This window comes from Enterobacter cloacae complex sp. ECC445 (assembly GCF_021892025.1).
Classification (GTDB): domain Bacteria; phylum Pseudomonadota; class Gammaproteobacteria; order Enterobacterales; family Enterobacteriaceae; genus Enterobacter; species Enterobacter chengduensis.
This window is the reverse complement of record NZ_JAKLRZ010000011.1, coordinates 132623-146830: the sequence shown is the minus strand read 5'-3', so window position 1 is coordinate 146830 and position 14208 is coordinate 132623. Positions and strand designations below refer to the sequence as shown.

General features: G+C 47.5%; 12 protein-coding genes and 1 pseudogene. 7 read left to right on the top strand and 6 right to left on the bottom strand.

Annotated features, from left to right (window positions below; genetic code table 11):
• Window positions 1-111: 111 nt before the first annotated feature.
• Window positions 112-1893: an ATP-dependent helicase gene (locus L6R44_RS12080; RefSeq protein WP_237424352.1), complete on the bottom strand. Its 1782-nt coding sequence runs from the start codon at window positions 1891-1893 to the stop codon at window positions 112-114.
• The gene (locus L6R44_RS12075; protein ID WP_237424351.1) at window positions 1886-3670 is read right to left on the bottom strand and encodes an ATP-dependent nuclease; all 1785 of its coding nucleotides are present in this window, start codon (window positions 3668-3670) and stop codon (window positions 1886-1888) included. The genes L6R44_RS12080 and L6R44_RS12075 overlap by 8 nt, the downstream gene beginning before the upstream one ends.
• Window positions 3671-3966: 296 nt before the next feature.
• Between L6R44_RS12075 and L6R44_RS12070 the strand changes: the two genes are divergently transcribed.
• Complete coding sequence (locus tag L6R44_RS12070) at window positions 3967-4128, top strand: hypothetical protein (RefSeq protein WP_237424350.1); 162 nt, start codon at window positions 3967-3969, stop codon at window positions 4126-4128.
• Window positions 4129-4203: 75 nt separating this feature from the next.
• Here L6R44_RS12070 and L6R44_RS12065 read toward each other — a convergent pair whose 3' ends face one another.
• From L6R44_RS12065 to L6R44_RS12055, 3 genes and pseudogenes are all read right to left on the bottom strand, one after another.
• Window positions 4204-5106, bottom strand: coding sequence for an HNH endonuclease (locus L6R44_RS12065; protein ID WP_237424349.1), 903 nt, complete (start codon window positions 5104-5106; stop codon window positions 4204-4206).
• A gap of 530 nt (window positions 5107-5636) precedes the next feature.
• Window positions 5637-5903: pseudogene (locus L6R44_RS12060) on the bottom strand (AAA family ATPase); the annotation flags it as partial.
• Window positions 5894-6304: a hypothetical protein gene (locus L6R44_RS12055; RefSeq protein ID WP_237424348.1), complete on the bottom strand. Its 411-nt coding sequence runs from the start codon at window positions 6302-6304 to the stop codon at window positions 5894-5896. The gene L6R44_RS12055 and the pseudogene L6R44_RS12060, both read right to left, overlap by 10 nt.
• A gap of 565 nt (window positions 6305-6869) precedes the next feature.
• Between L6R44_RS12055 and L6R44_RS12050 the strand changes: the two genes are divergently transcribed.
• The 6 genes from L6R44_RS12050 to L6R44_RS12025 all read left to right on the top strand — a co-directional run bounded on the left by L6R44_RS12050 (window position 6870) and on the right by L6R44_RS12025 (window position 13120).
• A complete protein-coding gene (locus tag L6R44_RS12050) occupies window positions 6870-7190 on the top strand; it encodes a YagK/YfjJ domain-containing protein (protein ID WP_237424347.1) in 321 nt (106 codons plus the stop codon).
• Window positions 7191-7292: 102 nt separating this feature from the next.
• Entirely contained in the window at window positions 7293-7499 is a 207-nt protein-coding gene (locus L6R44_RS12045) for a hypothetical protein (protein ID WP_237424346.1), read from the top strand.
• Window positions 7500-7574: 75 nt separating this feature from the next.
• Window positions 7575-8993 carry a class I SAM-dependent DNA methyltransferase gene (locus tag L6R44_RS12040; protein WP_237424345.1) on the top strand — a complete coding sequence of 473 codons (1419 nt, stop codon included), beginning with the start codon at window positions 7575-7577 and terminating at the stop codon, window positions 8991-8993.
• A gap of 132 nt (window positions 8994-9125) precedes the next feature.
• Window positions 9126-10712, top strand: coding sequence for a restriction endonuclease subunit S (locus L6R44_RS12035; protein ID WP_237424344.1), 1587 nt, complete (start codon window positions 9126-9128; stop codon window positions 10710-10712).
• A 2-nt stretch (window positions 10713-10714) separates the two neighbouring features.
• Window positions 10715-12334: an AAA family ATPase gene (locus L6R44_RS12030; protein ID WP_237424343.1), complete on the top strand. Its 1620-nt coding sequence runs from the start codon at window positions 10715-10717 to the stop codon at window positions 12332-12334.
• A gap of 3 nt (window positions 12335-12337) precedes the next feature.
• Window positions 12338-13120 carry a retron system putative HNH endonuclease gene (locus L6R44_RS12025; RefSeq protein WP_237424342.1) on the top strand — a complete coding sequence of 261 codons (783 nt, stop codon included), beginning with the start codon at window positions 12338-12340 and terminating at the stop codon, window positions 13118-13120.
• A 570-nt stretch (window positions 13121-13690) separates the two neighbouring features.
• Here L6R44_RS12025 and L6R44_RS12020 read toward each other — a convergent pair.
• Window positions 13691-14206, bottom strand: a complete 516-nt coding sequence (locus L6R44_RS12020) for a helix-turn-helix domain-containing protein (RefSeq protein WP_237424341.1) — start codon at window positions 14204-14206, stop codon at window positions 13691-13693.
• Window positions 14207-14208: the final 2 nt, after the last annotated feature.

Sequence of the window (14208 nt, the reverse complement as noted above, 5' to 3'; positions counted from 1 at the left end):
ATCGCCAGTTCAGTAATGAGCGTCCTGCTGACGTTCATAATTACGGTGCCATGGATGGCGCTAACAACGCCGTATGTCAATCAACGGGGAACAGGTCAGTTGCATAAGGATCTATATCTGCTGGCTGCGATGATACAATTCGGCAATCCAAGGTGAATGTTTACCCTTTTCATAGACCATGTGCAGCTCTTTTCGGGGACGGGTGACGCCTACATAAAAGAGCCGACGGGCCTCGCGAAGGGCATTATCTGAAGCTAGATCTCGCTTACTCGGGAAGTCATATTTATTTACCCCAAACATTATGGCTACATCAAATTCTCGGCCTTTTGCACTATGAAGAGTGCTAAGGGTGATGCGTCCAGTTCCCTCTACTTTCCCAGCGAATATAACCAGAGCCACATCCAGTCCCCTAAGGGGATCGGTTCGTTTCAGTAACTCAGAGATGACATCCCATTCCTGCTGAGTGTTCTGTGAAATAGCCATCCAGGCGGTGATGATCTCATCATTTAAACGTCTCAGCCACTCGTGAGCACTTTCCGCTTTATCAATTCCGTTTCGTAAAAAAGTGATCAGCTGTACCGTCAGTAATTGCTCTTCAGCACGGCTTGCGCGGCGGCCATAAACAAGAAAGAGCGCCTGACTCAGTAAGAGGTTAAATGGTGGAGAGGCTTCTTTCCATCCCCCAGTTACCCACTGACTGCAGGCTTCGATGAAACGGGCAAGACGAGAATTGCGCTTGATAAGAGCATTACTGTCAGCACGTATTATGGCAATATTTCTGGCCTTGAACTCATCCGCAACTTTATCGCCAAGCCAGGCTGCCCGGTAAAGAACCCCGATGCGTTCAGGCTGAAACCCTCTTTCAAACAACGAGGGAATAAGATCATGAGCGATAAAATGCGCCTGTGCGTCATAATCGCCGTTAATTCCATGGAACCCTAACTCTCCTTCAGGATTACCATCGCGGCCAATATAATCGCGGTCTTCTCCCAGCGCCCCTAGTGATGCCCTGATAATTTTCGCGCCAGATCGATAGTTGAAGCGAAGACGGAACGGTCTTACATCTGCCCGTGAGACAAGACTATCCAGTAGCCCTGGATTTGCACCATTAAATCCGTAAATGGACTGATCTGCATCACCGACCGCAAATAATCGTATTCCACCATTGAAGCAAAGCAGCAGAACCAACTCATGAAGAGCGTGCCCCAGATCCTGGTATTCATCGACAAACAAAACAGGATAGCGTGACCGGATAGCATTACGAACCCATTCATGCTCGCTAATAATACGAAAAGCGATGAGTGGCATATCATCAAAGTCAATCAGTCCTAAACGCCGAAGTTCTGCCTCATAACCCTCAATAAAATCTGCCAGCTCCGGATTGTTATTCCTCCAAGCCGGTAGGAGTCGGTTCACATCCCGGCGTCGTTTCTCTTCTGCAAATTTCCACCGTGCATGAGGATCTCCGACAGCTCCGAATCTAGCCTGGTAAGCCACTTCAACAGCCGCGCGACTCTCATCTCTGGTCGCCACACGAAAATCATCCGGCAGCAAACCAGGTATACATCGTGAGTAGGGAATTAAAACCTGATTTAATGCAAAGCTATGCACAGTACCAATAAAGTTCCGATCATCGCCAATGACGTTAAAGCATGCCAGACGTCCTTCAAGTTCAGAAGCGCATTCATTGTTGTAAGTAATACAGGCCACGCCTCGGGGTTCAGCGACGTCTTCAATCAGGGCACGTGCCATGGCAGTCGTAAGTGTTTTGGTTTTCCCGCTGCCTGGCCCAGCAATAACTACGCAGTGGCCGGAGTATGTGGCCGCAGCGTACTGCTCTCTGTTTGGCAATAGCTCATTCAGAGCCTCTGAAAGTGCGCGCCGGTCAGACATTCGACACCACATACTGAATAGCTGAAGCAATATACTCCGGCGGCGCAAGCCCAGGTGCTTTTTGCTTCAGCTTGGCAGCCAATCGTCCTTTACCTATGTCAGATATCATCGCGAGAAGTTGCGTCGGGTCTGGAACCATACCGGCACGCCAAGAAGCTATCCTTGATGAACGTAACTGACCAAATCCCTGTTCATCGAGGATATCCAGCAGCGCTTCTTTGAGGCCAGTCGTATTGGCCACGGCGACTTCAAACGTCTGATCGTTTAAAAAAATGCCTATCCTTCCAAATACAGCCTTACAAGCTTCATAAGAATTGTTATTCAACCAATTAATATTTTCAGGGAGCAGTTTTTTCAGTTTTCCCGATACCTCGCTAAATGCCTGCCAGATACCAATTGAACGTGTTTTACCCATCGGTTGTTTCGTGCCATCCAGTGGGTCCCAGTCGGTTATAACGGAAAAGGGTAGTCCGAGGCTGGCTGCCAGCTTCACGTATGGTTCAAAATTTACTCCCGCTACGTTACATATCGTAATCCCAAGCTGGTCGAGATTGATCCCCATGGCCTGTGCGAAACCCGGAAGTAAAACCTCCTCAGCATCACCTTCAACAAATATTACTCCGTTAGCAAAAAGCAGCTCCGATCTGGTTGCTGTTAGATACCGTTCAATGTCGTCGAGTTCTTCACTGGTTACTGGCAGTTCAGCTAGGGAAAAAGCTCGCGATCGCCCTCCGGGATCCCTGCAAATGCGAACGATAGAACGAAGAGGAGCAATGGTTGCCAGCGTGGGAGAATGGCTCGTTACAATCAAAGACTGATCTTTGTCGGCATTATGGAAGAGTTTGTCAAAAACAGCGCGCTGAAGCTGTGGGTGAAGGTGTGCTTCGGGTTCTTCAATACAAAGCAGGGAGAAATTACGTTCGTTTTTTTCACGTCGCCATGCAAACTCTGCTAGCTTGAGTGATATCAGAGCCACGTTCGCAGAACCTAGGCTCGCTTCAATAATGCCTCTCTTTCCATCATCAATGAACATAGAGATAGAACGCATCAATCTGAGCGGGTCAGCAGGTGCAAAACGGAGGCGGGCATCTAAATCGTGAGCAGTTCCAGCCAGGTCAAGAATACCATCGCGCAGAGAATCTTCGAGCTCCTTAATTGATGGGAACTTCTCCATGGTTTCCGTTGCTGTCTGAAGCTCAGTGGCTACCCGATCCAAATCGGCTCGGCTTAGTGAAGAGAATGCATCTTCCAATAAGGGGCGTAGCGGGGAGTTTCGCCAGGAAGCAAGTTGTGCTTCTGCATCGCGTAACGCGTCCAGCATATCAATGGAGATGCGTCGCCTTACACGTCCAGGAATGGTTCGCGATTCCTGACCTCCGCCAAAAACAATAAATTCACAGTCCTCACCCGAACGTGGAGCCCCATCGACTTCTTCCTTTTTACGAAAAATGTAGCTCAACCTTGCTACGGTAGGATCCTCTGCTATACGAAAATCGGTCAACAGAGCTGCGAGGGAAGGGTCACTGTCGAAATCGGCGAATTCAAGGTGCACCTCAATTTGAGGGTTTGATTCAAGGCCACAGCCATCCCAGAAATCTGATAGCTTAAGCTGCCTGGATGAATCAGGCAGAGTGGGATCAATAACCAGTCGAATTGCGAAAAGCAGATTACTTTTACCGACACGATTTTCCCCCAATAACACAACATTACCTGCAAGGGGAATATCAACCGCCTCAAAATTTCTGAAGTTACGGATTCCGAGTTTTGATAAATACATAAAACTCCCTCTAAATGCATTACATAGACTTTGGAAAGACGTCTTCTAGTAAAAAGCTCTTAAAATTTAACAGCGAAGGTTCTGAGCAATTTTACTTTATTCTTTTCTTATCATCGGCCGTTAATTGCAAGAGTTCAACACTTGCATTTAAAACTTACTGTAGTGGGGGCAGCTCACTACGCCTGTTTTTGGCACAAAGCGGACGACAGTACCCAAACGCAAATATCAATGACATACCACCTGGGAAAGCTATGCCCTTCCCTTGCCCACAACCAAACCGCTTGCCTGGCGGCAGTGTGGTTGGAAAAACACGACGCGCTCTGAAGCGCTATGATTCTGAAGCGCGCTACAGCCTCATCGTCTTCCTGCATGTACCGGAGACCAATGTCGATCTGCTGACGCCGGTACAGCTCAAAGTGGATGCGCTCATCGCCAGCCAGATCGAAATTACATCCTGAAAAAAAGTGATGCGTTTTCATCCGGCGCTAAACGCATTCGGCTCTCTCACCGGGAATGCGTCGCCACAGGTTTAATCACCACTGCTTCCGTATCACCTTTTTCACCTGGCAGAACACGCGCTGGCAGACTGACCAGAACGTTGACCCTACGGGGGATGAGCGGGAGAGAGGGTTGTCCTTCAGGATTGGCCGCACATCGCCGGAAATGTTTTCTTGTTCCCCTACAACAGGCACCGCAGTGCTCTCCACCGCGACAGGCGGAACCTCAGGCGCCAGCGAAAGCGGATCCTCAGCCGGGATGTTGTCGCCCTCTGATGCTGTCTCATCCCGGAGTTTAATCCCCTGCGTTTCGAGCCACGTGATATCCAGTTGCCAGGCGTGACGAGAGCGTTCGCGCCATACGTCAAAGGCCTCATCCACATAATCAAATGCCCCCTGAAGGGACCAGCCGTTGACGAGAGCCAGATGCGCCACCGCTTCGTCCTTTTTACCCCGGAGCTCGCTGAACCCCATGTGTTTGACTTCATGGCAGGATGGGCATAATGCGATGAGTCCGGTGAGGGTCTGACACTGCCTGTCATCATCGTAATGCCAGATTTCATGGCACTCCACAGGCCATCGGGGTCCCTTTCCGCCGCAGATCTGGCATTTCCACCCTGCTGTTCTGGCCGTTTGTTGGCGTAACCGTTTCCAGTCCGATGAAGAGACCGCACTTCTGACATTATCGAACCAGCATGACCGGGGCACCAGCTCTATCGTTAGCCTTGGTGGATAAAAGCTCACATCAGGTTCACCCTCCAGAGCCTTCAGCACTCCCTTCTGAAGATACTCCTGGTAGATATAAGAAAGGTTGTTTTTCCTGCATATCTCAGCAAGCCACTCTTCCGACCGGTTATCACGGATTTTACATACCATGTAACGGAGCACTTCTTCATGGGGTAAGGGTATAGCCTGTTCAATATCAGGGAAGAGATCCATGAAGAAATCCTTTTGTCGAGGCGCGTCGAAGTCCATTATGCGAAAGGCGATGAGGTGATTAAACGGGGTAAAGCCGCGGTCTTCGTCCTTAGGTTACAGGAAGCAATTTGGTCGTGCATCCATCTGTTTCAGAGGATGAATAGGTCAGACAAGGCTTATCACTTCCTTCGCAAAATCTGCGGAGTCGCATCTCAAGGTGTCATATGGAATTAATGTGAGAGACAGATTGTGTCTTCCGCTGAGGTCAGTGTTTACCGGGCCCGACTGCTTACCTAATTGTCCCCGTTCATTGACCGAAACCGATGTTGAGCTGCTGACGCCGGTACAGAGCTAAGTGGATACGCTCATCGCCAGTCAGATCGAATGACGTCCTGAAAAAAGTGATGCGTTTTAATCTGAACCTCATCAAAATCCCCCCCCTCTGGCCCGGATGTAGTCTTGCCGCGAGATTTATTGTGCGAGGAGTAGACAGTGGCTTCAGAAAGACATTTCTTGTGTGGGGTGTATTAAACAATGGGGAACAGGCCAATCTCACTATGCGTTAAGTCCTGGATGCTATGCGTAAAGTTTGTTGTTGAGCTTAACGCATTAGCAAAGACCTTTTCCGGAGAGGGTAACTCCATGCCTGGCAGGCAATATGACTTATCCCGCTTTTAACCGCTGGCAACAAGAAATCCCCTGTCCACTAACGTTGAAAAAGCAAGAGTCACATCCCGGGAATGCCGGCTCGTAAGCTGACATGCTCTCTCATGATTTTCCCATCCTTCTGTCGCCGCCGTGATAGCAATCATTCGTTCTCAGCGTCATAGGCGAACAAAACATCGGGCATGAGCCCGGTTTTCTCTATGGTTGCCAGCACAGACTGCGTTGAAGCCTCGGAGATAACCCTCATTGCCTGATCGCGAATTTCAACATACGCAGGATCTTCACGGGAGACGAAAGGCTCCAGGAGGTGGGCAATGGCTTTACCGTTAACAGAAAGGCTGAACGTGCCAGCAGTACGATCCACATTCCAGATGTAGATGAGAGGCCATAACCCCAGATCGTCACATTCGGCCTCACTGCGGATCCCCGGCAGGTAAACAGGCATCGACAGCTTTTCATCACTCAGCGTCAGCGCGATAAACTGGTTTGCCGTCAGTCGTGGACCTTGCCCGGTCTCAGCGTCAGGTTTTTTCTTTTTAAAGAATCCGAACATGGTCTTTCCTTGTTTATGACGAATCGGAGGAATAGTCACTGTCTTACTGAGCGGATGAATCAGAGCGTCACTGACCTCAGCGCAGACTCGCGGTGACTCGCATTCAGCAAAAGTGATTTTTACACGATTCCTGCCGTCAGTAACGAGCGTAACTTATCGCTTTTCGTAGCAAGAGAATCATGTGATGGCCAACACCCAGCTAGCGTGGATGATGGCACTATCTCGAAGATAAGAGGGAGGATCCTTGGATTACACATGCGGTATTATTTGGTTGCCGCTGTATCAGGGTTGTATATAGTCACTTGTCATAACTTGATCCTGCCCTCTTCCGCCAGGCCGAGCCAGCTTAAGTTTATTCCGGCTCCAGGTATACAATGACAGGCCTTTTTGTGGTTCACGCTGCATTTCAAAGGCGAGAGCCCTATGAGCGAATATTCTGTTCAGAGATCAGCCGTTCATGCAGATCAGATGCCCAACAGTCCTCTTCTTGCTGCTAGCCAGTCCTGTTCTGTCCTGCATTCATTTGATATGGCCTTTTCAGTAAGAGGCGGAAGCTGACAAAACAATGCTACCTTCACGATATACTGATCGACAGGGAGCAGGCCAGTTAAGTGCATTAGGCCTGCTCCAATTTCAGGAATACAGGACGCTGGTTAACCTCACCAATGTTCCGCACTATCTGGAGCGTATTCGGGTGGACCGCTTTGGACAACAGTTTCTGAAGTTACGGCGCCACCTGGAATACTTTGCCAAAGAACGCACCAAGGCATACAGAAAAGAAGAACGCTCATTTGGGGAAAGTATCAGGAGAACCAGTTCTACACTGTATGGAGACATTCCGCCCGATTTTGACAGAACTCAGATCCTTTACAATGTTCTATTGTGATCCCCCCCGGCAAAACGCCCGCTAGCGAAAGTCCGTATGATTTCGGGTCCTTGCGGACTTTCGACTTGGCTTGATGTGTATCCAAAGGCTACACTTGGAGCCATGAAAGAAAAAGATGCTGGAATGCGAATCCGTGTCGAGCGGGAGCTTCGCGAAGAATTTCTCAAGATATGCCGCGAGCAGGATCGTCCCGCCGCGCAGGTCATTCGAGAGTTCATGCGGGAATACATAGCGGCGACGAAAGCAAAGCATGCTGGTCAAACTAAGAATGCCAGCGGCAGGCCAGTTGTTCCAGAGGGCCAAGGATGAATACCGTAGAGAGAGCCGTTCTCGGCGGACAAGTTTATTTTTGCATTCAGGTAGTTAGAGTGAAAGAAGCAACATATGAAAAATGAGAATAATATAGTTCAGAAAATTTGGAACCTTTGCCACATTCTTCGTGGTGATGGGATCAGCTATCACCAATACGTGTCTGAATTAACGTATCTCCTTTTCCTCAAAATTGCAGAAGAGAATGGTGTTGAACGTCTTCTGCCATCTGGCAACCGCTGGAAAGACCTCCTGTGTCATCCTAAAGATGGGTTGCTGGGCTTCTATCAGGAGATGCTGACCCACCTTGGTACTAGCGCAGAAAGTGAAACGATCCAGGCAATATACGCCTTTCCCACTACGGTTTTTTCGCATGACGAGAATCTTCACGCCGTAGTGCATGGCATAGATAAAATTGATTGGAATGATCTCTCGGGTGATAAATTTGGACACATCTACGAGGGGCTTATCGAAAAGAGCTCGCAGGATGTGCGTTCTGGAGCAGGTCAATATTTCACTCCAAGGGCATTGGTTAATTCCATGGTGCGAGCCATGAAACCAAAATTGGGCGAGATAATTCAGGACCCAGCGGTTGGAAGTGGCGGATTTCTAATTGCAGCGGACCGGTTTGTTCGTTCGGATAATACGAAACAGGAATATGAGAAAACGCCCCCGAAATATCAAGGCGTTGAAATTGAAAAAAATACCCGTCGGATTTGTTTGATGAATACGTTTCTTAATGGCCTCGATGCCGAGGTCATATACGGTGATGCGCTGACGGACGACGCTAATGGGCTCAAGCCCGCCGATCTTATTCTTGCGAACCCGCCATTTGGGAGCAAGGCCGGGAGCAGACGATCGCTTCGCACCGATCTCCCACACAACAATGCCAACAAACAATTGGCCTTCCTTCAGCACATATATCTTGGCTTGAAACCGGGTGGACGCGCTGCGGTCGTTTTGCCGGACAATGTGCTGTCAGATGACGGAGTTGGCAGAATAGTGCGGCGCGATCTAATGGATAAGTGCGATCTACACACAGTTCTGCGGCTCCCAACGGGAATTTTCGCAAGTGCGGGCGTCAAGACAAATGTTCTGTTTTTTAGCCGTGGAAATAAGAAGGATAGTAATACGAAGTCTATTTGGCTTTATGACTTGCGTTCAAACATGCCTGTATTCGGGAAAACTACACCGTTGCTCGATGCGCACTTCTCTGAATTTGAGAAATGCTTCGGAAATGATCCGCAAGGTAAGTCAAAGCGCGTAGATCAAGGAGAAAGTGGACGGTTCCGTTGTTTTTCACGACAGGAAATTGCTGACCGAGATGATAGTTTGGCTATTTCTTGGCTGCGCGATGAAAGCGGTGATGCCGAGGATGCTGCGGAAACTCCAGAGGAGATTGCCGCTTTGATCCTTTCTCATCTTCAATCGGCAATGAATGAAATTGAAGCCGTCGTCGGAGAGCTCATTGAACCTTCTGAGGTTAACGAATGACGATGGGGGGAAAATTTACGCAAATTATCCATTCGGTTTTGGTTGTTGGAGCAGCCGTACTGGAAATTAAAGGGTTCAAAACAGCGCAGCTACGACTGGCAACATGTTCGTGCCGCAACATGGGTGGTGGGCATGAGTGATTTACCAAAGGGGTGGGCGTCTACGACCCTGAAAATGGTTGTCGAACCATATGAGAGTATTGATCCCAAGCGGCAACCTGAGAGGCAATTTCGATATGTCGATATCGGCGCCATTGATAATCGGATACAGAAGATAACAGAGCCAAAGGAATTCCTCGGGCGGGAGGCTCCCTCCCGTGCACGTAGATTAATCAAAACTGACGATGTTCTATTCGCAACGGTAAGAACATATCTTAAAAATATCGCTCTAGTAACTGAGGATTTAGATGGCGAATTAACGAGCACTGGAATTGTACCACTTCGTGCCAATAACGCGATAACACCAAAATATCTGTTCAATTGGGTTCGTTGTGAACGCTTTATCGCATCTATTTCAAAATCTCAAAGTGGAACGCTTTATCCTGCGGTATTGGAAACGCACATTTTAGACGCAAAGGTCTTTGTTCCCCCCCTCGCGGAACAAAAAAGGATAGTTGCCAAGCTTGATGAGTTGAATTCTCGAACTGCCTCTGCTCGCGATGCACTCGATCATATCCCAGCATTGATTGAAAAATTCAGGGCGCGTTTTTTGGCTCTCTCTTTTAACGGCAGATTGATCGGAAAGATAGAGAGCGAAACAACCCTACCCGAAAGCCGATGCTGGAACTTACCAGCAGACTGGCGCTGGGTAAGATTTGAAGAGGTTGCTACTGTTGCTGCGAGTTTGGTCCGCCCGGATAGCATTCTTGATTTGCCACATATTGCACCTAACAACATCCAAAGCGGCACGGCGAAGCTTCTGTCATATCAGACGATTGGAGAGGACGGCGTCACAAGCGCCAAACAACGATTTTATCCGGGGCAGATTTTGTATTCAAAAATTCGACCTTATCTCCGAAAAGCGGTTCTTGTCGACTTTGACGGCGCTTGCAGCGCAGACATGTACCCAATAAATGTTGGTTCGCAATTAGAAGCAAAATTTTTGCTTTATTGGCTTGTTAGCGAGGATTTCGCACAGTTCTCTGCCTTGCGTGAAGGACGTACTGTACTACCAAAAATCAATAAAAAAGAGCTCAACAGCACGCCGTTGCCGTTGCCACCAAAAGAGCAACAAGCAGAAATTGTCCGTCGGATTGAAATCGCTTTTGCTTGGCTAGACCGTATATCTGACGAATACTCTGCAGCATCAAATCAGCTTACTAGACTTGACGCGTCTATTCTTAAAACAGCATTCAGTGGAAAGCTTGTTCCACAAAATCTGAATGATGAGCCCGCCTCAATCCTGATCGAGAGGATAAAGACAGAAAACACGGCAATAAAGGAAAAAACAAGCTCAGGACGCAAGGCGGCAGCGCATCCCAACAAGCCAATTAAGAAAGGGGCGAAAATGGCGAATTTGATTGAGGTTATGAAATCCAAAAAAGGTTGGGTTTCAGCTAGTCACGCAGCACAAGCGTTGGGCATTGGCGATGGCGCGACATCTGATGCGGTTGAGGAGTTCTACAACGAGCTGCGAATACACCTGCAAAATGGAGTCCTTGAGGTCGAGCGCCGGGGAAATGAAGATTGGTTAAGGCTGATGCCGATCAGTGAGGAGTGATCATGCGTATCGATTGGCTATGGATTGGCGAATATAAAAACCTGAAAAACCTGACTATTGACTTCGCTCAGGGGCACCTGATTACTGTATTGATTGGCAGAAACGGGACTGGCAAGTCAAATGTTCTGGAGGCAGCTACAGTTCTATTCCGGGACCTGATCATGGGTGAGGATGGGAAGGGGAATAAAAACAAACCGTCCTTTGCTTATCGTATTTGCTATCAGATCAAGGACAAATGGGTTCGGATTGATGCAGATCCAGCGGGCAAGGAAGCATATCGCATTAAGCTCGCAAACTATAATACTGATGCTAAATCTCCGCCTGCTTCCCTCAGCTTTGATAAATCCCCCGGCGAGGCCTTGGCTCTTTCCAAGCTGCGAGATCCAGATGACGGCTATCTACCGAGGTTTGTATTTGGCTATTATTCAGGCCAAAGTGAAAGGATGGAAAAGGTTTTTCACAAATATCTCGAACGGTACGATAGAGACCTGCGGGCTGGAAAAAATCCTGGTTTGAAGCGTCTGTTCTATGCGCTTCCAGTTCATAGCAATTTTGTTTTGCTGTCTTTCATAGTGAATAACGCCGAGTTGACAGACAAATTTTTGCAAGAACAGCTCGGCCTTGAAGAGGGGGGAATCGAATCCGTTCTCTTTGTTCTTAGACAGCCATCATGGACATCCAATGACGGCGATCCACGCTTCTGGAATGCACGTGGCGTCGTAGCCGATTTCTTGACGACGCTTTACGATATATCTCTTGCGCCATTGCGGATCACCCGCAAGGAAAAGGTCAGCCTGTGGAACTGGCGAAAACTGGAGTTCTTGTATCTTTTTGTGAAAGATCTTGGTGCACTGCGCAAGCTTGCTGGGGGTAAGAGCACCGCACAGTTCTTTCAAGATTTGGAAAGTACCTATGTTTCTGAGTTAATCGACGAGGTACGAATCAGGATCAAGCTGCGGAAAAATGATGGGTCTGTTACATTCCGAGAATTGAGCGAAGGCGAACAGCAACTTCTAACTGTACTAGGCTTGCTTCGCTTCACAGCGGAAGAGGAAAGCCTGTTTCTGCTCGACGAGCCCGATACGCACCTTAACCCAAGATGGAGCGTCGAATATCTTCAACATATCCGCAATTTTTTGAATGTGAATGGGACAGAAAAGCAGAGTAGTCATGTTCTTCTGGCAACGCACAATCCAGTTGCCGTAGCTGAGCTTGAGAAGGAGCAAGTTCAGATTCTTACGCGTGATAAGGATACTCAGGCGATTTCGGCCGCAGAGCCGGACACGCACCCGCGTGGAATGGGCTATGCGGGTGTGATGACAAGTGAAATGTTTGGACTGAGCGCGGCCCTAGACACCCATACCCAAGATCTGCTTGCGAGGAAGAGACATCTCAGTGGACAGGATGTGTTAAGTAAAGATGACAGGAAAACGCTGAAGGAAATCAACGAAGAGCTCAAAACTTATGGGTTCCGCTATGAAGTGCGCGATCCCGAAATTAAAGAGGCATTGCGAAGGTTAGATCAGGAGGAGATGCCAGTAAGTGAAAGGGAAGAGCTGCCTGACGAAGCTGAGAAAGCTCGCCGTCTAGTTCAGAATGCCTTGAATAAGAAGGGGGATTGATACGTGCGCTATATTAATCTGGAGCTATTGGAATTACCAGATGGCTGGCAGGTACGTGCAAACGCCGCTATCGCAAATGGGCCTGGAAAAATTAAAGATCATTCAGATATATGGCGCGATCTAAAGCGACCATTAATGAAGCTTTCTCATAATAAATGTTTTTATTGCGAGATTGTGCAGGAACGGTCTGATGGAGCAGTAGATCACTTTCGTCCAAAGAGCAAATATCCGTGGTCGGCTTTTAACCATTCCAATTATAGATTCGCATGTACATTCTGCAACAGTGTGCGCTCGGATAAAGAAAGCGAGAAGACAGGGGGAAAAGGAGATAATTTCCCCCTCCATGATGAGAATAAGCGGGCAACTTGCTGTGCAGATGAAGCAAATGAGGCACCAATTCTATTGGACCCATGCAAGCCAGACGAACCTGGCCTTATAGATTTTGACGAAACTGGAAGGCCCATACCGACATATTCGGAGGAAAAACATGGCGGTCGAAATCGGCGAGCAGTTGAATCAATCAGGCTTTACCACTTGGATCACTCTGATCTTGTTGACAAACGCAAGACGCTCGCTGTTTCAATAACGCGAAAGATTGATGCCGCCGATAGGTTATTCCCGCTAACAGAATCTGGAAATGTGGATATCGATAATTCGTTTTCAGAACATGTGCGTGCTCTTGCTGATTATATTTCTGAGAGTGCGGAGTTGTCGGCCTTTGCTCGAAGAATTGTGGCCGGTCACCGAGATATTTTGTGGGTTGATAATTTGCTTCGCTCGGCCTGAAAATGCTCTTCTATCCGCGCACAGTTGCGTATTCTGGCACGCCATACACTGCGCAAGCATAAGTATCTGCCGGATGAAACACCGGCTTGGGTTATAGGCTATGGATAAAATATTAGATATAATAAATGGGAGAATCATTGCAGATAAAACAGATTCATATCTTCATTTAATGACAGAGCCATTGGCTCTTATTATCTGAAAAATACGGGAAATAATATATTTTATTAAGAAAGTCATGAATAATGCTGGATTTTAGACATAAAAAAAGACCTCAGTTGAGGTCCATTTACATGCTTTTGGTGCCGAAGGCCGGAATTGAACCTAAGATTCTTGAAGTCTAAGCAATACCCCTTCCCCACTCTCGCACATCGCTTTCCAGCTGAGCAGATACGCCGTCAAGTACACGTTTTAATACTCTTGTGCACTGTCATAATGTCACCGAGATGACATGCTGTTAAGTAATTCAAAATACCATCTTATTTTTATCGACATGCTGGAATAGTCCTCCATCATCATCATGAAATATAAGCCGATCTAGAAACTATTTTTTAATAGCATTAGTAGTACTATTTATGACTTTGTATCAAAATTAAGATCAATTCCGAGATTTTGTATGAGTTTTTCTTTATCAGCTTGGTTCAGAGTATTGATCTTTACTGCCATGTCAATAACCGGAGATGTGAGGTTTTCTAAATCTTTCTCGCTCACATCATGATATTGATTTGCTAATGCCGATAACACTAGCTTTAAGGTCATACGCCGATGCATTCCTGACAAATGCCTGAACAACATTACCAGTAAAGATACATCTTGTTCTAGATCGGGTTTTGATTGAAGGTCTTCACCCTCGCCTATTAACCAAGAAGCTCTAATACCCAAAGCTTTAGATAACTTAAGAAGTTGGGCAATACTTGGAGATGATTCGTTTTTTAAATAACCCCTAATAGCAGCTTCTGAAAGACCAGACTTTCGAGCTAAAGAACTTTTAGTATCACCTGAAAGTTTCATAGCTATTGATAATCTCACTCCGAAAGAGTCCTCACTACCGCTTGGCAGTTCCTGAGTGTTTTTCTTCGTCATATCCATTA

Bases quoted from the DNA above. Each gene is read 5' to 3' on its own strand.
- L6R44_RS12020 (WP_237424341.1), bottom strand. From the start codon at position 14,206: ATGGATATGACGAAGAAAAACACTCAGGAACTGCCAAGCGGTAGTGAG.
- L6R44_RS12040 (WP_237424345.1), top strand. From the start codon at position 7,575: ATGAAAAATGAGAATAATATAGTTCAGAAAATTTGGAACCTTTGCCAC.
- L6R44_RS12035 (WP_237424344.1), top strand. From the start codon at position 9,126: ATGAGTGATTTACCAAAGGGGTGGGCGTCTACGACCCTGAAAATGGTT.
- L6R44_RS12055 (WP_237424348.1), bottom strand. From the start codon at position 6,304: ATGTTCGGATTCTTTAAAAAGAAAAAACCTGACGCTGAGACCGGGCAA.
- L6R44_RS12030 (WP_237424343.1), top strand. From the start codon at position 10,715: ATGCGTATCGATTGGCTATGGATTGGCGAATATAAAAACCTGAAAAAC.
- L6R44_RS12050 (WP_237424347.1), top strand. From the start codon at position 6,870: ATGCTACCTTCACGATATACTGATCGACAGGGAGCAGGCCAGTTAAGT.
- L6R44_RS12065 (WP_237424349.1), bottom strand. From the start codon at position 5,106: ATGGATCTCTTCCCTGATATTGAACAGGCTATACCCTTACCCCATGAA.
- L6R44_RS12080 (WP_237424352.1), bottom strand. From the start codon at position 1,893: ATGTCTGACCGGCGCGCACTTTCAGAGGCTCTGAATGAGCTATTGCCA.
- L6R44_RS12045 (WP_237424346.1), top strand. From the start codon at position 7,293: ATGAAAGAAAAAGATGCTGGAATGCGAATCCGTGTCGAGCGGGAGCTT.
- L6R44_RS12075 (WP_237424351.1), bottom strand. From the start codon at position 3,670: ATGTATTTATCAAAACTCGGAATCCGTAACTTCAGAAATTTTGAGGCG.